The organism is Chitinophaga rupis (assembly GCF_900109685.1).
Classification (GTDB): domain Bacteria; phylum Bacteroidota; class Bacteroidia; order Chitinophagales; family Chitinophagaceae; genus Chitinophaga; species Chitinophaga rupis.
The window spans coordinates 279,921-301,134 of sequence record NZ_FOBB01000006.1 but is presented as its reverse complement, the minus strand read 5'-3'; the positions used below and the strand labels follow the sequence as shown (position 1 = coordinate 301,134).

General features: G+C 48.6%; 21 protein-coding genes. 10 read left to right on the top strand and 11 right to left on the bottom strand.

Annotated features, from left to right (window positions below; all coding sequences use genetic code 11):
* Nucleotides 1-30 precede the first annotated feature (30 nt).
* The 10 genes from BMZ54_RS22465 to guaA all read right to left on the bottom strand — a co-directional run bounded on the left by BMZ54_RS22465 (nucleotide 31) and on the right by guaA (nucleotide 10,449).
* Nucleotides 31-891 (bottom strand): S66 peptidase family protein, encoded by an 861-nt coding sequence (locus BMZ54_RS22465; protein WP_394332721.1) that lies wholly within the window; start codon nucleotides 889-891, stop codon nucleotides 31-33.
* Nucleotides 892-1,127: 236 nt separating this feature from the next.
* The gene (locus BMZ54_RS22460) at nucleotides 1,128-1,523 is read right to left on the bottom strand and encodes an ester cyclase (RefSeq protein ID WP_089917625.1); all 396 of its coding nucleotides are present in this window, start codon (nucleotides 1,521-1,523) and stop codon (nucleotides 1,128-1,130) included.
* 55 nt (nucleotides 1,524-1,578) lie between these two features.
* Nucleotides 1,579-2,436 carry an SMP-30/gluconolactonase/LRE family protein gene (locus BMZ54_RS22455; protein ID WP_143081106.1) on the bottom strand — a complete coding sequence of 286 codons (858 nt, stop codon included), beginning with the start codon at nucleotides 2,434-2,436 and terminating at the stop codon, nucleotides 1,579-1,581.
* 163 nt (nucleotides 2,437-2,599) lie between these two features.
* Complete coding sequence (locus BMZ54_RS22450) at nucleotides 2,600-3,463, bottom strand: AraC family transcriptional regulator (RefSeq protein ID WP_089917621.1); 864 nt, start codon at nucleotides 3,461-3,463, stop codon at nucleotides 2,600-2,602.
* Nucleotides 3,464-3,472: 9 nt separating this feature from the next.
* Entirely contained in the window at nucleotides 3,473-3,943 is a 471-nt protein-coding gene (locus tag BMZ54_RS22445) for an Lrp/AsnC family transcriptional regulator (protein ID WP_089917619.1), read from the bottom strand.
* Between the two features lie 71 nt (nucleotides 3,944-4,014).
* On the bottom strand, nucleotides 4,015-4,626 hold the full coding sequence (locus BMZ54_RS22440) for a hypothetical protein (protein WP_143081105.1): 612 nt from the start codon (nucleotides 4,624-4,626) through the stop codon (nucleotides 4,015-4,017).
* 52 nt (nucleotides 4,627-4,678) lie between these two features.
* Nucleotides 4,679-6,274 carry an ATP-dependent DNA ligase gene (locus BMZ54_RS22435; protein WP_089917614.1) on the bottom strand — a complete coding sequence of 532 codons (1,596 nt, stop codon included), beginning with the start codon at nucleotides 6,272-6,274 and terminating at the stop codon, nucleotides 4,679-4,681.
* Nucleotides 6,275-6,327: 53 nt separating this feature from the next.
* Nucleotides 6,328-7,413, bottom strand: a complete 1,086-nt coding sequence (locus tag BMZ54_RS22430; protein ID WP_089917613.1) for a ligase-associated DNA damage response exonuclease — start codon at nucleotides 7,411-7,413, stop codon at nucleotides 6,328-6,330.
* 74 nt (nucleotides 7,414-7,487) lie between these two features.
* The gene (locus BMZ54_RS22425; RefSeq protein WP_089917611.1) at nucleotides 7,488-8,819 is read right to left on the bottom strand and encodes an ABC transporter substrate-binding protein; all 1,332 of its coding nucleotides are present in this window, start codon (nucleotides 8,817-8,819) and stop codon (nucleotides 7,488-7,490) included.
* 91 nt (nucleotides 8,820-8,910) lie between these two features.
* Nucleotides 8,911-10,449, bottom strand: a complete 1,539-nt coding sequence (guaA, locus tag BMZ54_RS22420) for a glutamine-hydrolyzing GMP synthase (protein WP_089917609.1) — start codon at nucleotides 10,447-10,449, stop codon at nucleotides 8,911-8,913.
* Nucleotides 10,450-10,546: 97 nt separating this feature from the next.
* On the opposite strand from guaA, the gene BMZ54_RS22415 reads away from it, so the two are divergent.
* The 10 genes from BMZ54_RS22415 to BMZ54_RS22370 all read left to right on the top strand — a co-directional run bounded on the left by BMZ54_RS22415 (nucleotide 10,547) and on the right by BMZ54_RS22370 (nucleotide 20,049).
* Nucleotides 10,547-11,272 (top strand): head GIN domain-containing protein, encoded by a 726-nt coding sequence (locus BMZ54_RS22415; RefSeq protein ID WP_089917606.1) that lies wholly within the window; start codon nucleotides 10,547-10,549, stop codon nucleotides 11,270-11,272.
* A gap of 325 nt (nucleotides 11,273-11,597) precedes the next feature.
* Entirely contained in the window at nucleotides 11,598-12,524 is a 927-nt protein-coding gene (locus BMZ54_RS22410) for a hypothetical protein (RefSeq protein ID WP_089917604.1), read from the top strand.
* A 154-nt stretch (nucleotides 12,525-12,678) separates the two neighbouring features.
* On the top strand, nucleotides 12,679-13,818 hold the full coding sequence (locus BMZ54_RS22405; RefSeq protein ID WP_089917601.1) for a dialkylresorcinol biosynthesis protein DarB: 1,140 nt from the start codon (nucleotides 12,679-12,681) through the stop codon (nucleotides 13,816-13,818).
* 32 nt (nucleotides 13,819-13,850) lie between these two features.
* The gene (locus BMZ54_RS22400) at nucleotides 13,851-14,252 is read left to right on the top strand and encodes a flexirubin biosynthesis protein DarG (protein WP_089917599.1); all 402 of its coding nucleotides are present in this window, start codon (nucleotides 13,851-13,853) and stop codon (nucleotides 14,250-14,252) included.
* A gap of 77 nt (nucleotides 14,253-14,329) precedes the next feature.
* Nucleotides 14,330-15,334, top strand: coding sequence for a BtrH-related acyltransferase DarH (locus BMZ54_RS22395; RefSeq protein WP_089917597.1), 1,005 nt, complete (start codon nucleotides 14,330-14,332; stop codon nucleotides 15,332-15,334).
* Between the two features lie 45 nt (nucleotides 15,335-15,379).
* Nucleotides 15,380-16,105 carry an ABC transporter ATP-binding protein gene (locus BMZ54_RS22390; RefSeq protein ID WP_238386650.1) on the top strand — a complete coding sequence of 242 codons (726 nt, stop codon included), beginning with the start codon at nucleotides 15,380-15,382 and terminating at the stop codon, nucleotides 16,103-16,105.
* A 6-nt stretch (nucleotides 16,106-16,111) separates the two neighbouring features.
* On the top strand, nucleotides 16,112-17,398 hold the full coding sequence (locus BMZ54_RS22385) for an ABC transporter permease (RefSeq protein WP_089917595.1): 1,287 nt from the start codon (nucleotides 16,112-16,114) through the stop codon (nucleotides 17,396-17,398).
* Nucleotides 17,399-17,493: 95 nt separating this feature from the next.
* On the top strand, nucleotides 17,494-17,751 hold the full coding sequence (locus BMZ54_RS22380) for a phosphopantetheine-binding protein (RefSeq protein WP_089917594.1): 258 nt from the start codon (nucleotides 17,494-17,496) through the stop codon (nucleotides 17,749-17,751).
* Nucleotides 17,752-17,765: 14 nt separating this feature from the next.
* Nucleotides 17,766-18,980, top strand: a complete 1,215-nt coding sequence (locus tag BMZ54_RS22375) for a beta-ketoacyl-[acyl-carrier-protein] synthase family protein (protein WP_089917592.1) — start codon at nucleotides 17,766-17,768, stop codon at nucleotides 18,978-18,980.
* Nucleotides 18,970-20,049, top strand: coding sequence for a beta-ketoacyl synthase chain length factor (locus BMZ54_RS22370; RefSeq protein WP_089917590.1), 1,080 nt, complete (start codon nucleotides 18,970-18,972; stop codon nucleotides 20,047-20,049). The genes BMZ54_RS22375 and BMZ54_RS22370 overlap by 11 nt, the downstream gene beginning before the upstream one ends.
* Here BMZ54_RS22370 and BMZ54_RS22365 read toward each other — a convergent pair.
* Nucleotides 20,012-21,136: a PDDEXK nuclease domain-containing protein gene (locus tag BMZ54_RS22365; protein WP_089917588.1), complete on the bottom strand. Its 1,125-nt coding sequence runs from the start codon at nucleotides 21,134-21,136 to the stop codon at nucleotides 20,012-20,014. The two genes, BMZ54_RS22370 and BMZ54_RS22365, sit on opposite strands and share 38 nt — an antisense overlap.
* Nucleotides 21,137-21,214: the final 78 nt, after the last annotated feature.

Here is a 21,214-nt window from a genome sequence, read left to right as displayed (position 1 = left end):
GCAGATATCAATGCCGCGTTCTTCTGCACATCACCTCATTTCCTTCAGCTCCACACCGTCCGGCTGCACGCTCAAACGGTGCATCACTCCGCATTTCAGGGCATAGTTATTTCTTTGATGCCCTACCGGGAAATTAAAACAAACCGGATAGGGAAGGCCTTTCACTTTTTCCAGCACCATGTCATAAACGGTTCTGCCGAATTCCTCACCGGGATCGTCCGGTTTAATACGGTTAAAGCCGCCAATGATCAGCCCTGCCAGGTTATCCAGCTTATGGGAGCGGTGCAGGTTACCCAGCATACGGTCCAGGCTATAGAGGTATTCACCCGCATCTTCCAGGAACAATATTTTACCAATGGTATCTATTTCGGAATCTGTGCCGGATATGCTTTGCAGCATAGAAAGGTTACCGCCTATGAGTATGCCGCTGGCAGTGCCGGTACGGTTCTTTGCATCTGCCGCTGCGCTATACTGCATAGCTGTTCCCGTTAATGCCTGCTGAATAGAGAGAATGGTGTCCTGCACCTCTTTATCCGCAGCATTCAGATCATCCGGGAAACTGTTACACATTTTGGAATGCAGAGTAGCAATGCCGTAGTGGCGGTTTATGTGGCTATGCAGCACCGTAATATCACTAAAGCCGATCACCCATTTAGGATGTTCAGTGAATTTGGTAAAGTCCAGCGCGTCTATGATCCTTGCGCAGCCATATCCGCCCCGCCCGCACATAATAGCCTGTATATCGGTGGCATCCAGCATAGCTTGCAGGTCCTGCAGGCGTTCTGCATCTGTACCACCAAAAGTAAAATCGCGCTTGCCTACTGTAGTTCCGGTGCGGATGTTAAAGCCCCAGCTTTGTAAAATGCGTACCGCCGGTTGTATATCTTCCATGGTAATGTAACCAGCCGGACAGGTAATGCCAATGGTATCGCCTGGTTTTAAATAAGGCGGTATCATTGGAGGAACAGGCGCTTTAAATATTGCTGTGGCACGTGCTAAATAACTGAGTGCAGGAATACCTATACCGGTACTGATCAACGAGGACAGGAAATACTTGCGGTTCATGGGGTTAATGTAGGAATTATTAGCCAAAAAGCAGCCACTCCGCCGGCAGGAGCGGCTGCTTTTTATTGAATATTCCTTAAAGACCAGTGTTCGGTGTATTGCCCGTTACGCAGGCGGATGATGTCTATAATGTTCATGGTGATCTGCTGCCCGGTAGCGGGTTTGCCCATAAAATCGCCTACCTGTTTGCCGATGATAGCTTTGCGGGTTACTACAGTATCGCCTTCTGCTACCTGGTCATAGATCTCTACCCGTATATCCGTTACTGCTACGCGCAGCACATTCATAATAAAATTGCTTACGCCTTCCCGCCCGCTGGGCTGGTTTACACTGGCGGCGGTATGGTTAATAAAATCCTGTGCTACAATTTCTTCAAATGCCTGCAGGTTGCCCTGCTCAATAAATGCTTTGTTAAAGCGGGTTACGATCGCTTTGTTCTTTTCCAGCTGTGTTTGCATCGTTTCTTTTTTTTAAGCCCTGGCAGATCATTGGAAAACCTGCCAGGGCCTGAAATTATAATGTGTGTACCAGTACTTTTGATTCCAGCAGAACGGGAACGTATACACGTTTATTTTTAACATCCAGGTAAAAATCGGCGGGGCCGGCTATCACAGGCCAATCCAGCTTAGTTGCAGTTTTACTGCGCAGGTCAATCTTTTCCAGGAAACCGGCCGGGTGGTCCAGCGCGCCCCAGTCAGAAACCAGCAGGGTATGCTCGTCAATCATTTCCAGGCCATCAAATCCGCCCTGCAGATCGCCAATTTTTTCATACAGGGGTTTACCCTGCTGCCAGCTGATCACGCCAATTTCGCCACCCTGTATGTTATCAAACAGGAAGTTGCAGGTATACAGGCGTTTGCCTGCTTTATCATAACAAATGCCGTTAGCGCCTTTCAGGTCCGCTATTTCAGTGAGCTTCCCTGTTTTCAGATCTACCTCCACTATTTTACCAACATCTGTTAAAGAGGCAAATAAGGTATGATCATCTTTTACCGTAAGATCGTTGGCAAAAGCGGTGTGCGTGCTTGCCAGGCTTATCTCTGCTGTCTTTTTTCCGGTAGCCAGGTTAATACCTACAATGCGGTCCAGGTCTGCTACATACAGTACGCCTTTAATAATAGCAGTGCCTTTAGGTGCATTTAATTTTTCTGTAGTAATGCTGGGGGTGATCATCTTCCCATCCAGCGATAGCTTGCTGATAAAGCCATCTCCGTCTTTAGCAGTAGGTTCCATGGCTTTGCCGATATTGGTAGCATACAGGAAATGACCGTCAGCGTGCAGGCTTTCAGGGTGGGCCAGTCCGGTTTCGTCCTGGGCAAGGGCATGGAATGCCAGTACCGTACAAGCCAGTAATGCGAATGCTGTTTTCATAAAAAATTTGATTTGTTTTTGGATGCAGGCGCCCATTACCTTCCTTTAACCCGATCAGCTGCAAATGCTTGCTGCTACCGGTTACGGGAGGATGAGAGATGCTTTTTTAATTGTTTAATGCAAAGGTATTAGCAAAGCGCTGACTGCCGGTAACGGTAAAAGCTCAAACAATTGCTTTTTTAGCTCTGTCGCTATTGGGGGTGGTACCGTATTCCTGCTTAAAGATGCGGATAAAGTGGGGGATGTTCTCAAATCCGCATTCCATGGCTATTTCAGACACTTGTTTATCTGTATGTTGTAACAGCACACGCGCATGGGCCAGGCGCTGTTCATTGATCCATTTTTTAGGAGGGCAATTATATTTATGCTGGAAATCGCGTTTAAAGGAAGCCAGACTGCGGCCGGAGAGTTTCGCCAGCTCTTCTACTGAAAGTGGCTGGAACAAATGTGTTCTCACAATATAATCAATGTCCAGTGGCTGCCCGAAAGCAATGCTTTGTAAAAATGCCAGCACCTGTTGTTTATGCGGTCCGGCCAGTAATAACAATAACAGCTCCTGCAGCTTCAGCTGTAAAATAGTATCCAGCCCTTCCACGGTTTTACCAAAGTAATCCAGGAACTGCATTTTAAAGCTATCCAGCAGCTCAGTAGTAGGAATAATGAGATGGGAAGGGGTAGGCGCTGCCTGTGTAGTGGTGAGGTTATAGGTATGTAAGAATTTTTTCAGGAAATCATCCGTAAAAAACAACAGCAGCGCTTCATACGCCACACCTTCCGGTATATATTCCGACATGGTGTAAATGCCGCGTTTCATGAACATCAGGTGCCCGCCTTCGGCAGTATGTGTGAAATCTTCGAAATGCAGCAGCTTGTGGCCCTGTATCACAAACAGCAGGGTATGTTCTGTAATAAAATTAGTGGCTTTATGGGCAGTGGCGGCTAACTTATACCGTGCAAAAGGCATGGTGGCCGATTGCAGCACATTATCATTTTTCTCTGTTGCTAAAGTAGGGAACCGGGAAAGCATAGTACAAAGTTACACAATTTTGTGGGTGGCCTTTATAACAGACATTACAAACACGCTTTCCATGTGGCCAATGTTATCCAGCTCACCCAGCTTATTCACGTTAAACTCATAATACGCATTCATATCCCTTACCTGTACCTTCAGCATAAAATCAAACTGCCCGGAAATGTTCAGGCACTCCGTAACTTCCGTAAAACCGGTAACTTCTTTAATAAACTTGCCACCGGCTTTTTTACCATGTTCTTTCAAGGAAATGTAACACAGCACCGTAAGCCCTTTATTGATCTTACGCGGATCTACAATGGCGGCATACTGGCGTATAACGCCTGCCTGCTCCATTTTGCGGATGCGTTCATAAACGGGTGTGGTACTAAGGTTCATGCGCGATGCAATGTCGCGGATGGTCATTTTCGCATCTTCCTGCAGCAGTTTCAGGATGCCCAGGTCTTTTTCGTCCAATGCTATATCCGGTAGCTCCATTAGAATATTGTACGGGTTTAAGAATAGTAACCTATACAATATACTAAATTATCTGTAACAGGTAGTGCAAATCATCTTTTGCGTACCCAGCTGCCGATATTGAATACCATGGCCAGGCTGCCAATACCATCCACATACACCTCATCCTTATTATTATTGAACAGGTAAGAGATCCTTACGCCAAAGGAGGCGCGCCCGATCGGGAAACGGAAACCGCCGTTGATCACCGGGCCATGTACAGTGGCGCTTTCGTGGTAATCATAATCATTGTAATAATCGTCGCCATAGCTTTCACTATGGGTAACCGCATGCCAGCCATAACCGCCGCCAATGAAACCACCGAACTTTTTGTAAGCTACCCGGGTAGCAGCATTGCCAAAATTGTACTCTACTACCAGCGGAATATCAGCAAAGAAAGAGACGCTGTTTTCAGTTCCGTAATAACTATTGTAATTGTAATCAAAATTGCCGCCCAGGCCCAGGTGAGTGCCTACGGAAAAGGTGGATGTTTCAGACAATACTGCAAAATTGATACGGGGCGCATACATTAAACCTGCGGAAAAATAATCGTCGGCGCCATAAAAGGCCACACCGGCAGAATGGGAGAACAGCGTTTTTTGTGCGCGGGCAGGAAAATATAATAATAGGGCTGCCAGGCAAAGGATAGACATTAATTTTTGCATAGGGGTGATAGCTAATGGCAACAAAGATAAGGCTTTAGGAGGCACCCAAATGTTATCCTTTGTATTGCTGCAGTAGCTGTTGCAGGTCAGCCAGGGTATTGATCTCCTCCGGTGTTTTATCTTTCCGCCAGCGGTGAATGCGGGGAAAACGCAGCGCTACTCCGGATTTGTGGCGGTTGCTGGCGGCAATGCCTTCAAAAGCTATTTCAAATACCAGTTCCGGCTGCACGGTTCTTACAGGACCAAACTTTTCAAGTGAATGTCTTTTCACCCAGTGATCCACTTCGTTCATCTCTTTGTCCGTGAGGCCGGAGTAGGCTTTGGTAAAGGGGATCAGCTTATCGCCATCCTTTACGGCAAAGGTATAATCTGAATAAAGGTCTGCACGGCGGCCATGGCCTTTTTGTGCATAGATCATTACGGCATCAATGGTAAAGGGATCTATTTTCCACTTCCACCAGTCGCCGCGTTTGCGGCCTACCTGGTAGGGCGAGCTGCGTTTTTTCAGCATCAGGCCTTCGCTGCCCATATCCCGGGCCTGCTGCCGGAATTCAATGAGGCGCTGCCAGGTATCAAAAGTAACCATGGGGGATAAACGAAGTGCGGGGTGATTCACCTGCGCTACCAGCTGCTCCAGCAACACACGGCGCTCCTGTAAAGGTGTATCGCGTATATCCCTGCCTTCCCATTCCAGCAGGTCGTAGGAGAGGAACACTACCGGTGCTTCCTGCAGCTGCTTATTGGTTACATTCTTGCGTCCAATGCGGGTTTGCAGGGTTTGGAAAGGTAAGGGGAAATTATCGGCGTAGGTAAGTATTTCCCCGTCTATTACAGTGCCTTCCGGGAGGGCATTTTGCAGGGGTGTATATTCCGGGAATTTTTCCGTGATCAGGTCTTCTCCTCTTGACCATACAAACAGCTGCCCGCTGCGTTTGATCATTTGCCCGCGGATGCCGTCCCATTTCCATTCGGCTATCCAATCTTCCGGCTGCCCCAGCACGGAAGGATCTTCTTCCAATGGATAGGCAAGGTAAAAAGGGTAGGGTTTGGAGGCGTCTGCACCGGAGCCGGTATCCTGCAGCAGGGCTTCCAGGCTGGTTTGGCGCGGGTCCCAGTTACCGCTGATCATGTGGGAGAGGGTTGCAGGTGGTATCTGGTAGGTTTGCGCCAGGGCATTTACCATCATCTGCTGCGATACGCCTATACGAAAACCGCCGGTGATTAGTTTGTTGAATACAAAGCGTTCATTGGTATCCAGCTCCTGCCAGGCCTGTAATATAAATTGCTGCTTCTCCGCTTCCGGCGCCTTTTCCAGCTTGGCCAGCTCATCCAGCCAGTAATGCAAAGGATGGGTGGAAAGCTGTTGCCCGTTATCAGGTAGCAGCAAAGCAATGGTTTCTGCCAGGTCGCCTACGGAGTGATAACATTCTTCAAACAACCATTCGGGTATATCTACTGTTTGCAGACACCATTGTTTCAACTGGGTGCTGTTCACGGTGCGTTTAGGGCGCCTGCCGCTGAACAGGGCCAGCACCCAGGGTTTATCCCGGGCATCGGCATGGGTAAAGTAATGCCGCAGCGCCTCCAGCTTCTCATTGGTTTTGGTGCTGTTGCTTACTATTTTTACCAGTTGGGTGAATTGTTGCATATTGTTTGGTGGCAGGCTATCCGTGATGTCAGGCCTGCAGTTATTATTTTAATTTACTCACTTTCCCCGGCCGCCGGTGCTGCCGCTGTTCCGTTATCAGGCGTAGGGTCCACTGCGGCTGTTGCTGTACCGGCTTCCTGCGGCGCTTCTTCATCCTCATTCCCGAATGCTGTTTTGATGGCTTCCGCTTCAATGCCATTCTCCTGTAAATACCGGGCAAAGGCGCTGCTGAAGCCATGCGTGGTAAATACTTTCTCCGCGCCGGTGGCTTTTACAGACTGTAATAACCCGGACCAGTCTGCATGGTCCGATAGGGCAAAACCTGCATCCGCATTACGGCGGCGCATGGAGCCGCGTACCTGCATCCACCCGCTGCAAATGCCCAGCGCATAAGGGTTGAACCGGCGCATCCAGGGGGTGCCGGCAGCAGAGGGCGGGGCTATGATCACACTTTTTTTCAGATCCGCTTTGGGTGTGTCCGGCGTAATACGTTGTATAGCCGGCAGGTCATAGCCCTGCGCCAGCAGTACCTGGTGAGGTACATCAATAGCGCCATGTGCAAAGATGGGGGTATCCAGGTCTTTCAGGTTAAATAACAGCCGTTGTGCTTTACCCAGGCTGTAAGCCAGCAGCACGCTGCTTTTGCCGGCCTGCTGATTTTCATATATCCATTTCCGTATATCGCTAAAGATCATGGCCTGCGGCTGCCAGTTATAAATGGGCAGGCCAAAAGTGCTTTCTGTAATAAACACCTGGCAGGGCACCGGCTCAAACTGACCGGAGAGGCCATCGTTCTCCACTTTATAGTCCCCGCTTACCACCCATACTTCATTGCCCTGCTGTACCCGCACCTGCGCGCTGCCTATAATATGGCCGGCGGGGTGCAGGGAAATACTTACACCATTGTAGCGCAGCGTTTCCCCGTAGGCGATGCCCTGTACGCTGATATCCGCCCCCAAACGCAGCTGCAGCAAAGGCACACTTTCCAGGTGGCACAGGTAATGCTGGTTACCCAAACGGGCGTGGTCGGAGTGCGCATGGGTAATAACTGCACGCGGTACCGGCTGCCAGGGATCTATATAAAAATCCCCGCCGGGACAGTAAATACCTTTATCGGTGAATTGGAGTACAGGCGTCATTATGGGAACAGGCGTCAAAAAAAATGCCGGAAGCTGATCGCTTCCGGCATTCCCGTATTGTTAACAGGGGAGAACTATAGGCTAACATTCATTTTAATGTCGCTGCTGTCGTTCTTCTGTATAATGTAAATGTTCTTGTTCTCGAAGTAGTCAGGTTTTTCTTCCCCTTCTTTCAGGTATACCGGCTGGTAGTTGAAATTGGTGAACACCTTCTTGGATGGATCATTTACGCCGCTGTTAAAGTACACGCCTTTATCGCTCAGCAGCTTAATGAAATAGTAAGTAAGCTCAAAACCTTTATACGCCATATCAGAAGGGCGCGCCTTATAGACTCTTTTAAAATAATCGGCTATATAACGGCTGTAGGCATCTGTTTTATCATTGTAATAAGGGGTGGAGTAATATACCTGCAGTCCTTTCAGCTCCGGCTCTTTGATCTTCATTACATCCCAGGTAGGCATGCCAAAAATATGAATGGGATAGTTGGGCGCCTGTACGCTTAGCTTTTGCATAATGGCTTTAGCGCCTGCTTCGTCCAGGGCGGTGATGATGCAAAGGTTGGGCCGGTCCACCAGCAGGTTTTGTGACAGCTCTGCATCGGTAGTGCCCTCATTCCATACCACTTCACGGATGCGGGATTTCTTATCGCTCTGCAGCTTGTCATAAGCGGCCTTTATATCATTGGCAATGCGGGTTTCAGCGGCATTGTTACGGCGCAGCAGCACAATATTCTTGGTGGCAAATGCTTCCTGCACGTAGTTCTGCAGGGCCTCGCAGTGCGTTTTCAGCGTGCTGCTGGTGATCAGTAAAAAAGGATTGCCGTTAACCCCGCCATCATTGGGATAGGTGGCGGATACCAGGTTTACCTCTTTATTTCGTGCAAAATCGCTCAGCTCTTTCAGCTCGGGGTTACTTACAGAACCTATGATCAGATCCACCGCGTCCAGGGTGCGGTTACGGATCAGCGCCGGCACACTGTTGGAGCGGGATTTACTATCGTACACAATTACATTCAGGTTAAAGCCCTGCAGGCGCAGGGTATCCAGCGCCAGCTGCGCGCCTTCATAAAAATCAAGGCCGGGCAGCACATAACGCGGCATGGTACGGCCGGAGGGATCCGTGGTAGCGGAAAAGGCAGAATCCAGGTATAATGGCGCAAATAAAGCAATGTTATAGGAGGCTCTTTTTACTTCGCGGGCAAAAGCCGGTACATTAAACGGCGCTTTCCCTTCCTTAATGATCTTTTCTTCTTCTTTCTTCTTTTCCTCCGGTGTAGTTGGCTTATTAACAGTCATCGGAATATCCGGACTGGTAGTAGTGCTTTTTTTGAACAGTGAGCAGGCCGACAGCAAAACAGCTAATGCGGTACCGGCTAACAGTTGTCTGGTAATGGTAGATAGGCTCATAGCGTTCTTAGAATTACAAAAATCATTCCCGCTAAACGGGGAGTGGTTAGTAACCAGCGTTAACCGCTAGCTACTAACCACTTACAACTTTTTATTCCCACTCGATCGTAGCGGGTGGTTTGGAACTGATATCGTACACAACGCGGTTGATACCTTTTACCCTGTTTATAATATCGTTGGACATTTTTGCCAGGAACTCGTAAGGCAGGTGCGCCCAATCGGCCGTCATACCGTCGGTAGAGGTTACGGCGCGCAGGGCTACGGTAAATTCATAGGTCCTTTCATCGCCCATTACACCTACACTTTGCACCGGCAGCAGAATGGTGCCGGCCTGCCAAACTTTATCATACAACTCTGCGTCGCGCAGGCCTTCTATATAAATTGCGTCGGCTTCCTGCAGCATGGCTACCTTGTCCGGGGTTATTTCTCCCAGTATGCGGATGGCCAGGCCAGGCCCCGGGAAGGGGTGGCGGCCCAGGAATAATTCGCTGATGCCTATTTCGCGGCCTACCCGGCGTACTTCATCCTTGAACAGGAAGCGCAGGGGCTCTACCAGCGACATGTTCATTTTTTCCGGTAACCCGCCCACATTGTGGTGCGATTTGATGGTTACGGAAGGCCCGTTCACGGATACGGATTCTATTACATCCGGGTAAATGGTGCCCTGGCCCAGGAAAGAGATATCCGTTAGCTGGGTAGCCTCCTGCTGGAACACTTCAATAAACAGGCGGCCAATGATCTTACGTTTCTGTTCCGGGTCGGAAACGCCTTTCAGCTCCCCGTAGAACAGGTCGCGGGCATTTACGCCTTTTACATTCAGGCCCATGTGTTTATAGGAGTCCAGCACCGTCTCAAATTCATCTTTGCGCAGCAGGCCGTTATCCACAAATACGCAGAACAGGTTTTGTCCTATTGCTTTGTGGATCAGTTCTGCAGCTACCGTACTATCCACTCCGCCGCTCAGGGCCATCACCACTCTTTTATTCCCTACCTGCTCCCGGATGCGGTCAATGGTTTCATGTACAAAGGCCGCCGGGGTCCAGTCCTGCTGGCATTTGCAGATGTGTACTATAAAGTTGCGCAACAGCAGCTTACCTTCCAGGGAGTGGGTTACTTCCGGGTGGAACTGCAGGCCCAGCAGCGGGCAGCTGCCCTGGGGCTGGCTTTTGAAAGCCGCTACGGGTATATTTTCTGTACGGGCTATGATCTCAAACCCTTCCGGCATACGTACAATGGTATCGGAATGGCTCATCCATACCTGGCTTTTGCCGGATATGTCATATAATAAGGTCTCTTCTTTATTTTCATGTTCCATGAAAGCGCGGCCATATTCGCGGATGGAGCTTTTGGCTACTTCCCCGCCAAATACTTTGGCCATCAGCTGTGCGCCGTAGCAAACGCCCAGCACCGGTACTTTGGCCGCCATAGCGGCAATATCCACCGTAGGGGCGCCCGGATCGTTCACGGAGAACGGACTGCCGGATAAAATAATACCCTTAATGGAAGGATCCCACTGGATGGGCTGTAAGCAAGGTTTGATCTCACAGTAAACATTCAGCTCCCGGATGCTGCGTGCAATCAGCTGCGTGTACTGGGAGCCAAAATCGAGAATAAGAATCTTTTCTGTCATGGTGGTGCAAAGATAACGGGCCAGATCCTAATGAACAATTGATAACTTCCTATAAGTTTTTCAGGGGTGTTTATTAACTTCATACAAACTTCCCAATATGAAATCTAAACTTCCTTTTCTGTTACTGTTAGCCATTCCCTTATGTGTGGCCAGCTGCGATGTTACGGGCCAGAACCGCGTAAAAGGCAGCGGCAATGTTTCCAAAGAGGAACGCTCCGTAGGTGAATTTAAAACCCTGTCCGTAAAAGGCAGCATGAACGTGTATGTAACCCAGGGGCCTGTAAAATCCGCTGTAATTGAGGCAGAGGATAATATTATTCCCCTGATACTGCTGGAAAAAGAGGGCGATGAGCTGGTGGTGCGCACCAAGCCTCACACCAACATTGATACTAAACGTGACATGAAGGTATATGTAACCACACCGGATATCTCCGACATCCGGCTGGCCGGCTCCGGCGATATAAAGCTGGAAAACAAGATCAGTAACCGGGATGCCATTGAGGTAAGTGTTTCCGGCAGTGGTAATGTCAGCGGCGCATTAAATGCCCCGCATGTGAAAGGCAGTATTTCCGGCAGCGGGGATATGTCCCTTTCCGGCGAAAGCAAAGAGCTGGAGATTGGTATTGCCGGCAGCGGTAATTTTAAGGGAGAGGACCTGATGGCGGAAACCGCCAATATTAATATTGCCGGCAGCGGCAATGCAAATGTGCATGCCAGTGTAACCCTGGACGCTAAAATAGCCGGTTCAGGCAATGTATACTACAAGGGGAACCCGCAGGTATCCTCTAAGGTAGTGGGTTCCGGATCTGTAATAAAACGCTAGCAGGTAACGGGTTGGTATAAACGAAATCCTCTTCTCTAAGGGATATTTTAACATTTCATTTATCATATTTTACTCACCTTCGCGGTTATTATAACAAACTTTTTCAAGTCCTTTAGCCTGGGTACTGTTGTAAACGTTCGCGTGTTACTCCAGTACCTGGCTGAGGCACAAGCTTGAACCACCTGCCCCTTCTTCGCCTGTAATCCGCTGCCTGAGCAGCAATGCGCTACAATACAACTCTGTAACATATATTAAAATTTTATCTCTTACTGTGACACTTTATTTGTATGTTTACAGTTTGTAGTTTGAACTCCTTATTCCTGATATGGCGAAGCAAAAAATACTGATCATATACTATACACAAACCGGGCAGCTGAAGCGTATTATTGACAGGGTGGTAACACCGCTGCAGGCGCAGGCAGATATTGTGTATGAAGAAATCGTCCCGGTACAGCCGTTCACGTTCCCATGGGATAAGCAAACATTCTACGATACCATGCCGGAAACGGTACTGGGCCGGCCCCGTAGCGTACAGCCACTGAAAGTGAACCCCGATGAGCATTTTGACCTGGTGATACTGGCCTACCAGCCCTGGTTCCTTTCCCCCTCGCAGCCTACCGCCGCTTTCCTGCAAAGTGAAGGTGCCGCACGCCTGCTGAAAGGCAAAAAGGTGCTGACACTCATTGGTGCACGTAACATGTGGCTGAATGCACAGGAAAAAGTAAAAACGTATTTACACCAGGCCGGCGCACAGCTGGTAGGCAATATTGCGTTGGTGGATACCTCCTCCAACCTGATCTCTGTTATGACCGTATTGCGCTGGCAGTTTAAAGGGAAGAAAGAAGCTACCCGGTTCTTACCACCCGCCGGGGTACAGGAAAAAGAAATACAGGCGGCCGACCGCTTTGCCACACCCATTGCACAGGCTTTACAGCAGGGTAACTGGGAACAGCTGCACCCACAGCTGCGGCAGCAGGATGCCGTTACCCTGAAACCTAACCTGGTGGTGCTGGAAGACAGGGGCATCCGCGCTTTCCGTTACTGGTCAAAGTTCATCAGCGCCAAAGGCGGTCCGGGAGCGCCGGAACGGCAGGGGCGTGTAAGTATGTACCGCGGGCTGCTGCTGTTAGGCATATTTGTACTGACTCCTATCACTAAGATCTCTTCCATGATCACTTTACTGGTAAAACGTAACCAATTATTGCAGGAAGTGGAATACTTTAAGGGCATTGACCTGCGTACTGAAAAATAGATTTTACGGAGATAGTCATGTAGTTTTGTATTGAACAGATAAGGGGGAAATATCCATTTATAATTATATTTACGCGCTGAATACGGCATGGTTATGGGATGATCCATGTGTTTGTTCCGCATGCGCGGGCGGTATTTTAAAAGAGCATTTTCAGATGAAGGATGTATTTATTACAAGGCTGTCCAAATTTTTACCCAACGAGCCGGTTGGAAATGATGAAATGGAAAGTATACTGGGTATGGTCGATGGAAAGCCATCCCGTGCCAGGTCTATGATCTTAGGAAATAATAAGATCACGACGCGCTACTATTCTTTAGATAAAAACGGGAAAAGCACCCATACCAATGCAGAAATGACTGCCACAGCAGTACAGGGGCTTTTTGATGATAAATTTCCTATAAGCCGTATGCAATTGCTGGCCTGCGGCACTACCTCCCCGGACCAGCTGCTGCCCAACCATGCCGCTATGGTGCATGGTTTGCTGAAATGCCAGCCGGTAGAGCTGATTGCCGCCACCGGCGCCTGTGCAGCCGGCATGCAGGCATTTAAATATGCTTACATGTCCGTAAAATGTGGTAACACTACCAACGGAGTAAGCACCGGTTCAGAAAAATTCTCCGCCTGGATGCTGGCAAAGAAATTTGAGCCGGAAACGGAGAACCTGAAGCTGCTGAGTGAGAACCCGATCATTGCTTTTGAAAAAGACTTTCTGCGGTGGATGTTGTCTGACGGCGCCAGTGCAGCCCTTTTTCAGGATAAACCGAATGAGGACGGTCTTTCCCTGCGGGTAGACTGGGTGGAGATTGCCTCCTATGCCCATGAGCTGGATACCTGCATGTATGCCGGTGCTATTAAAGACAGTAATGGCGGCACCCAGGGCTGGATAGATATGACGCCGGAAGAATGGGCGCAGCACAGCGTTTTTTCCTTTAAACAGGATACGCGCCTGCTGGGCAAGAACATTGTACCTTCCGGTGCAAAAATGTGGAAAGAGCTGGTAGAGCGCTATAATATTGATATAGAGAACGGGCTGGATTATTTTCTGCCCCACCTTTCCTCTGAATTTTTCCGTTTTAAGATAGATGAAGAGATCAGCCGTTTAGGCGTGCCTATTCCCCAGGAAAAATGGTTCACCAACCTTACCCGTGTAGGTAACGTAGGCACTGCCTCGCCTTACTTTATGCTGGAAGAGCTGATGAATACCGGCATGCTTAAAAAAGGCCAGAAGATTGTGATGATGGTACCGGAGAGTGCACGTTTCTCTTATGCTTACGCGCATTTGACTGTGGTGTAAAGCGGGGAGTTGCCTCCTAAAACTGCTCCTATATGAAACAGAACGAAGTACCGCAGGACGGTGATAACCTGCACGAAGGCACTTTTAAACAATTGTTTTACGCAGTGAACGATGCCGGCGAATACAAGCAGCCGGTAACCAGCGTAGGCTGGGAGCCGGAGAATGTAGCCATGGCACAGGCCTGGGAAGAGGTGCATGCTAAAGTGGAGAAAGCCCGTGAGCGCGTGCTGGCCGGTGAAATAAGCCCTATAGCCTATTACATGGAAAAAAATCTCATGGACCTGCCCCTGCTGGCCAGTTATGTGAGCAAATTTCAATGGCAGGTAAAACGCCACCTGCAGCCCCGGGTATTCAAAAATCTGAGCAGCACCATGCTGCAGCGGTATGCCGCTGCTTTCAAGATCACGGTGCAGGAATTACAGCATCTAAAATAGTTATTGCCTTATAGTACACGGTCCGCAGACCACGGCGGTTGACGTTGGTCTGTGGACCGTGCACAATTTCAGACATTATGAGCCAAGTACAATTTAACCACGTGCAAACGGCACATTGTGAGAGTGGGGTCATATCCAACCTGTTCCGGCATTATGGTCTTACCATCAGTGAGCCCATGGCTTTTGGCATAGGCGCCGGCATTTTCTTTGGCCACCTGCCTTTTGTAAAAGTGAACGGCGTGCCCGGTACCACCTATCGTATATGGCCAGGCGCTATTTTTCAGCGGGTGTGCAGCCGCTTGGGTGTAAAAATGCAATCGCAGAAATTTTCCAGCCCCGAAAAAGCTATGCAGGAGCTGGACCGCGTAATTGGCGAAGGCATCCCCGTGGGCGTATTGTCCAGCGTATATTACCTGCCTTATTTTCCGCCGGCATACCGGTTTCATTTTAATGCGCATAACCTGGTGATCTATGGAAAGAATGGCGATAACTACCAGGTAAGTGATCCTATTATGGATGTGGTAACGGAAATAGATCCCAAAAGCCTGGCAGAAGCCCGCTTTGCGAAAGGCTTCCCGGAGCCTAAGGGTAAAATGTACTACCCGGTGCAGGTGCCTTCCGGCGTTTCGCTGCAAAAGCCCATCCGCCAGGGTATTGAACAGGCTTGCCATTATATGTTAAAGATCCCGGTACCCATGTTTGGTGTAAAGGGCATACGCTTTTTAGCCAAACGGGTAAAACATTATCCTGAAAAGCTGGGCGACCGTAAAGCCACGCTGTACCTGGGTAATATAATACGTATGCAGGAAGAGATAGGTACCGGCGGCGCCGGTTTCCGTTTTATGTATGCCGCCTTTTTACAGGAAGCGGCGGACCTGCTGCAACAGCCGGAGCTGGCCAAACTATCCCGGGAGCTAACCGGTATAGGCGACCTGTGGCGCAACTTTGCGTTTAATGCAGGCCGGGTTTGTAAAAGCCGTTCCGCTGATAATGTATCTTATGGTGAATTAAGTGAAATGCTGCTGCAATGCGCTGCAGCAGAGGAAGTGTTTTTTAAGAAGCTGTCTAAAGTGAAGGTATAATGTGCACATCTGCACATCATTTAAGTCATGATTACTGTTAAAAACTTGCATAAAACCTACCCGGGAGCGCTGGAGCCGTCGTTGAGCGGCTTATCGTTCAGCTTTCCCAAAGGCAGGATAGCAGGTTTGCTGGGACCCAATGGCGCCGGTAAAACCACCACCATTTCCATCCTTTGCGGGCTGGTAAGGGCTGATAGCGGGGATGCGCAGATCTTTGACCTGCACCAGGATGCCCACCACCGGGAGGCTATTAAAAAAATGATTGGTATTGTGCCGCAGCAGATAGCCTTGTTTCCGCAGCTAAGCGCTTTGGAAAACCTGACCTATTTTGGTAACCTGTATGGCCTGAAAGGCAAGCCCCTGCGCACTAAAATAGAGGATTACCTGCAACGTTTCGGCCTGGAAAAGAACGGTAAAAAAGAAGTCTACAAATTTTCCGGCGGTATGAAACGCCGTACCAATATTATTGCCGCCCTGCTGCATGATCCGCAGCTGCTGATCCTGGACGAGCCTACGGCCGGTGTGGATGTGCAGTCACGCAATATGATCCTGCAATTTTTGCGGGAGTATAACCAGCAGCAGGGGGTAAGCATCTTATATACCTCGCACCTGCTGGAAGAGGCGCAAAGCCTGTGTGAGGAAGTAGCCATCATTGACCAGGGCCGCCTGGTAATGCAGGGGCAACCATTACAACTGATACAACAACACCCGGAGTGCCGCAACCTGGAAGAAGTATTCCTGCATCATACCGGGCTGGCGGTGAGAGACTAATACACTATGCTGAGATTACTGGCTACCATACGCAAAGAATGGCTGTTACTGATACGGGACAGGGGAGGACTGGCGTTGTTATTTTTAATGCCGCTGGTGCTGATCACGGTAATGGCGTTGATAGAAGATGCGCCCTTCCGCGACTACCAGGAGCTGAAGTTCGACGTGCTCACAGTAGATAATGACCATGGCAGGCTGGCCCGTTATATTAAAGAAGGGCTGGAGCACAGCGGGCAGTTTACCCTGGTGGATTCACTGGATGGTAAGCCTGTTACCCAGGAAGATGCCGTGCGTTTAGTAAATGCCGGCGATTATAAAATATGTATCCTTATTCCCAAAGGCGCTACAGCTGCTATTGTGAGCAATGCCAACCGGATTGTAAATGACCTTTCAAAACGTATGGGCTTACCGGCCGTGCAACCGGTAAAGAGCCGGAACGATTCTTTGAATGTGCTCATTTATTTTGACCCCGCTGCCAAAAAAGCCTTTAAAAGTGCTATTCACCAGGCGCTGGATAATTTTTTAACGCAGGTAGAAACAGACCTGCTGCTGGAACGCATAAAGCTGCAGCTGCACAGTAAAGAGGCGGATGCTGCTGATACCTTTGCCATACAGTTAAAAGCCGTAGGCCTGCAGGAGCAGGTAACCGGCCCTACCAAACAAATAAACATGGTATATAATTCCGTGCAGCACAATGTGCCGGCATGGAGCATTTTTGCCATGTTCTTCATTGTGATTCCCATTGCAGGTAACATGATACGGGAGCGGGAAGATGGCAGCCTGCTGCGTATGAAGCTGATACCGGGTTCTTACCTGGCGCTGCTGGCGGGTAAAATGCTGTTCTTTGTAAGCATTTGCGTGGTGCAGTTTTACCTGATGACGTTAGTAGGCATTTACTTAATGCCCCTGTTACATTTGCCCCGCTTAGTATTAGGGCATAGCTACCTGCCTGTGTTTGTAATAGCGCTGTGTATTTCACTGGCTGCTACTGCATACGGCATACTGGTAGGCACGTTGTTTAAAACGCCTAACCAGGCATTGAGCTTTGGCGCTATTTCTATCGTGATCCTCTCTGCTGTTGGCGGCATATGGGTGCCGTTGGAGGTAATGCCGCCAGCCATGCAGTTCATTGGACATTTAACTCCGCTGAACTGGGGACTGGAAGCTATTAACGATCTGTACCTGCGTAATGGCGGTTTTGCGCAGATCATGGGTAATGCCGGCAAACTGATGGCATTGTGTTTGGTGATGTTATACCTGGCTGCGCGGGTAGAGAAGGGGCGGATGAGCTGAGCGCAGGGGATTTATTTTCTAATCAATTGTAAAACTGTATTTTTACCGTTGTCCTGATGCAGTCGTGATATTGGGATATACCTACAACACTTATTATGGAAGATTTAAAACAAAAATTGAAAGTACAGATCATTGAGGCATTGAATCTGCAGGATACCAGGCCTGAGGACATTGACGATAATGCGCCTTTGTTCGGAGAAGGCCTGGGGCTGGACAGCATTGATTCACTGGAGCTGATGGTGCTGCTGGAAAGGCATTACCAGATAAAAGTAGAAGATCCGCGCGAAGGCCGGAAGATCTTACAATCCGTACAATCCATGGCGGAATTTATTCAATCTAAACAACCGGCTTAAGCCAATACGGTAGCATGGCGGAACGTGTGTTTATAACAGGGATGGGAATGATCACCGCCATTGGTGATACCGTTGAAGCAAACCTTGGTAGCCTCCGGCAGCAGCAAAGCGGCCTGGGATTTACCCGCTATATAGATACTATTTATAAAGAGGTATTGCCGGTAGCAGAAGTAAAGCATAGTACGGCGGAATTGAGCACTATGGCCGGTGTACCCAATAGCCCCGAATATACCCGCACCACCCTTTTAGGGCTGTTAGCCATGCAGGAAGCCCTGCAGCAGGCAGGCATCAGTGACCTGCAGCAGGAACCTACTGGTTTTATTAATGCCTCCACCGTAGGCGGTATGTGCGATACCGAAAAAGTTTATTTTGACATTACCGATGCTGAAAAGGAAGGAGATTTCCTGAAATATATTGATACGCTGGACTGTGCGGATTGTACACAGCGTATAGCCGATACCGTTGGTTTAACGGAATACATCACTACGGTTAGCACCGCCTGTTCTTCATCAGCCAACGCGCTCATGTACGGCGCCCGCCTCATTAAACAGGGATTGCTGCGCCGCGTGATCTGTGGAGGCACAGAGGCGCTTACCCGTTTTACACTTAATGGTTTTAACTCGCTCAAGAACGTGGACAAACGGCCCTGCCGCCCGTTTGACCAGCAACGTAATGGTTTAAACCTGGGCGAAGGCGCTGCTTACCTGGTACTGGAAAGTGAAAGCCTGGTACGGGAAAACAACAGCGTTATCCTGGCAGAGCTAAGCGGGTATTGCAACAGTAATGAAGCCTTTCACCCAACATCGCCCTCGCCGGAAGGGGATGGAGCCTTTGCTGCTATGAAAAATGCGCTGGCCATGAGCGGCAGAAGCATGGCAGATGTGCAATATGTAAATGTGCATGGCACGGCTACACTGAATAATGATGTATCTGAAGGTAAAGCGCTGGAACGCTTATTTGGTACGCAGGTGCCGCCCTTTAGCTCTACCAAACCCTTTACCGGGCATACCCTGGCTGCTGCAGGCGCTATTGAAGCTATTTATGCCGTACTGGCTATTCAGCACCAGGTAATATTTCCCAATCTTAACTATTCTGAAAAAATGGAGGAGCTGTCCATAACACCGGAAACCCGGCTGCTGGAACAAGTTCCCGTGAATACTGTTATTTCAAATTCATTTGGCTTTGGCGGCAACAATGCCTCCCTGGTGATCAGCAAATATGAAGGGTAAGTATTACATACAAGGATTGGCGGCGATAACGCCCCAGCATACTTTTGAAGGAAACCTTTTTTCTCAGCCACTGGTGAGTACCGGTTCCAATGTATTTGCCGTAACGGAACCGGACTATAAAACATTTATTCCCGCCAATAGCCTGCGGCGTATAAGCCGGCTGTTAAAAATGGGTTTAACCACTGCCCTGAAATGTATGCAGGACAGCGGTTTGAGCGTGCCGGACGCTATTGTTACCGGCACCGGTAAAGGCAGCTTACAGGATACAGAACGTTTTTTGAAAGACATCCGCCAGTATGAGGAGCGTGCGCTGAACCCAACCCCTTTTATACAATCCACTTACAATGCCGTAAATGGTATGATAGCCGTGCAGCAGCAGGTTACTACCTATAACAATACTTTTGTGCATCGCGGTTTTTCTTTTGAAAGCGCGCTGCTGGATAGTATGCTGTTGCTGGAAGAAGGTGTATCCCACACGCTTACCGGCGCTTTTGATGAAATATCTGCTGAGCATTTTTATATTAAATCCCGCATTGGGCACTGGAAAAAAGAAATGGTGAACAGCGCAGAGCTGTATAACCATTTGTCGCCGGGTACTATCTCCGGTGAGGGCGCTGTTTTTTTTACCTTAACGGCAGCACCCACCGCCCAAAGTTATGCGCGGGTTGCAGGTTTAAAAATGTTATACAAACCTTCGCTTACTGCTTTAACAACAGGGCTGGCAACCTTTTTAAGCCAGTACGGATTATCTGCAAAAGATATAGACCTGGTTATTACGGGACGCAATGGGGATAATAATTTTGAGCACTATTACCGGCAGCTGGACCTGGGTTTGCCGCAAGTGAGCCAGCTGCCTTTTAAACATTTGTGCGGGGAGTATGAAACCGTCGGCGCCTTTGCGTTGTGGCTGGGCGCGCACATGCTGAAAGCGCAGCAGGTACCGCAGCAATGGTTTCCCATGGTATCACAATTCCCTGCTACGCTGAACCGCATTTTAATTTACAATCATTTCTTTGGCGATCAGCACACCTTTATATTGCTGGAGCGTACCGCAGCTCCTGCCGTATAAACTGTTCCAGTGCTTCTTTGGAAGGCAGCTTTACCTGGTACTGTTTTACAAATAAGGTTTGATCCATACCAGCCGTGGCATACTGCACCAATGTTTCATTCTTATTGGTTACCATTAAAATACCGATGGGCGGATTATCATCTTTTTCCATTACCTCCGCTTTATAATAATTCAGATAAGTGTTCAGCTGGCCTGCATTTACATGACTGAACGCATCTACTTTCAGCTCCACCAGCACATGGCATTTTAAAATGCGGTGATAAAATACCAGGTCAATAAAGAAATGTTCATCGCCAATGAGTATACGTTTTTGCCTTGCTTCCAGGCAAAAGCCTGGCCCCATTTCCAATAGAAAATCCTGTAAGTTGCCCAGCAGCGCCGCCTCCAGGTCGCTTTCTATTACCAGCGCTTTTTGCGGCAGACCCAGGAACTCAAAGGCGTACATGTTTTTAATAAAGTCAGCCGGATCTATGGGAATATCTGCTTCATGAATAAACTGCTGCAGCTTTTCCTTATTCTTTGAAAGACCCATACGCTCAAAATACAGGCTGTTGATCTGCCTTTTTAATTCGCGCACGCTCCAGTTGCCTTTAATAGTTTCCAGCTCATAGAAGGCGCGTTGCAACGGATCGGAAATGGTTAAAAGGAGCGTAATATGTGTAAAGGAGAGTTTATCCAATAATCTTTGAGGATCAATAAATATGTTTTCACATTTGGCAATCACCGATTGCCAATTTCCAACTGATTGATTATTAGTTGATTGTAATTTTGCAGACACCGTCTGCCAAATTTTAGCAGGTAGGTGTTCCCGGATAACAGGCCCGATATGTTCATAGGTAGTATAGAACTGCCGGTATAAACGAAGGTTGCGTGGAGAAAAACTCTCTTTTTTTAATTTTTCAGATAGTTTATCAAATAGCTTCTCTCCATATTTCGCCCTGTCCTCTCCCTTCTGCTCATACTCCACTATGTAATACCCAATTAACCAATTGCGGATGGTTAATAAGCGGTTCACTGCTTTTGCAGCGCTTTCCTGTAAATGTTGATGCGTGTTTTCAATACTGTGCAACAAAAGATTAAAATTCATAAGATATGATTTTGGTGTAGCAATAACTTTTTCAATAATCATAAGCATGGGAGCATGTACACCGTGGTATAACAAACA

Coding starts and splice junctions, on each gene's coding strand:
- BMZ54_RS22465 (WP_394332721.1), bottom strand. CDS start 891: ATGGAAGATATACAACCGGCGGTACGCATTTTACAAAGCTGGGGCTTT.
- BMZ54_RS22460 (WP_089917625.1), bottom strand. CDS start 1,523: ATGCAAACACAGCTGGAAAAGAACAAAGCGATCGTAACCCGCTTTAAC.
- BMZ54_RS22455 (WP_143081106.1), bottom strand. CDS start 2,436: ATGAAAACAGCATTCGCATTACTGGCTTGTACGGTACTGGCATTCCAT.
- BMZ54_RS22450 (WP_089917621.1), bottom strand. CDS start 3,463: ATGCTTTCCCGGTTCCCTACTTTAGCAACAGAGAAAAATGATAATGTG.
- BMZ54_RS22445 (WP_089917619.1), bottom strand. CDS start 3,943: ATGGAGCTACCGGATATAGCATTGGACGAAAAAGACCTGGGCATCCTG.
- BMZ54_RS22440 (WP_143081105.1), bottom strand. CDS start 4,626: ATGCAAAAATTAATGTCTATCCTTTGCCTGGCAGCCCTATTATTATAT.
- BMZ54_RS22435 (WP_089917614.1), bottom strand. CDS start 6,274: ATGCAACAATTCACCCAACTGGTAAAAATAGTAAGCAACAGCACCAAA.
- BMZ54_RS22430 (WP_089917613.1), bottom strand. CDS start 7,413: ATGACGCCTGTACTCCAATTCACCGATAAAGGTATTTACTGTCCCGGC.
- BMZ54_RS22425 (WP_089917611.1), bottom strand. CDS start 8,819: ATGAGCCTATCTACCATTACCAGACAACTGTTAGCCGGTACCGCATTA.
- guaA (WP_089917609.1), bottom strand. CDS start 10,449: ATGACAGAAAAGATTCTTATTCTCGATTTTGGCTCCCAGTACACGCAG.
- BMZ54_RS22415 (WP_089917606.1), top strand. CDS start 10,547: ATGAAATCTAAACTTCCTTTTCTGTTACTGTTAGCCATTCCCTTATGT.
- BMZ54_RS22410 (WP_089917604.1), top strand. CDS start 11,598: ATGGCGAAGCAAAAAATACTGATCATATACTATACACAAACCGGGCAG.
- BMZ54_RS22405 (WP_089917601.1), top strand. CDS start 12,679: ATGAAGGATGTATTTATTACAAGGCTGTCCAAATTTTTACCCAACGAG.
- BMZ54_RS22400 (WP_089917599.1), top strand. CDS start 13,851: ATGAAACAGAACGAAGTACCGCAGGACGGTGATAACCTGCACGAAGGC.
- BMZ54_RS22395 (WP_089917597.1), top strand. CDS start 14,330: ATGAGCCAAGTACAATTTAACCACGTGCAAACGGCACATTGTGAGAGT.
- BMZ54_RS22385 (WP_089917595.1), top strand. CDS start 16,112: ATGCTGAGATTACTGGCTACCATACGCAAAGAATGGCTGTTACTGATA.
- BMZ54_RS22380 (WP_089917594.1), top strand. CDS start 17,494: ATGGAAGATTTAAAACAAAAATTGAAAGTACAGATCATTGAGGCATTG.
- BMZ54_RS22375 (WP_089917592.1), top strand. CDS start 17,766: ATGGCGGAACGTGTGTTTATAACAGGGATGGGAATGATCACCGCCATT.
- BMZ54_RS22370 (WP_089917590.1), top strand. CDS start 18,970: ATGAAGGGTAAGTATTACATACAAGGATTGGCGGCGATAACGCCCCAG.
- BMZ54_RS22365 (WP_089917588.1), bottom strand. CDS start 21,136: ATGAATTTTAATCTTTTGTTGCACAGTATTGAAAACACGCATCAACAT.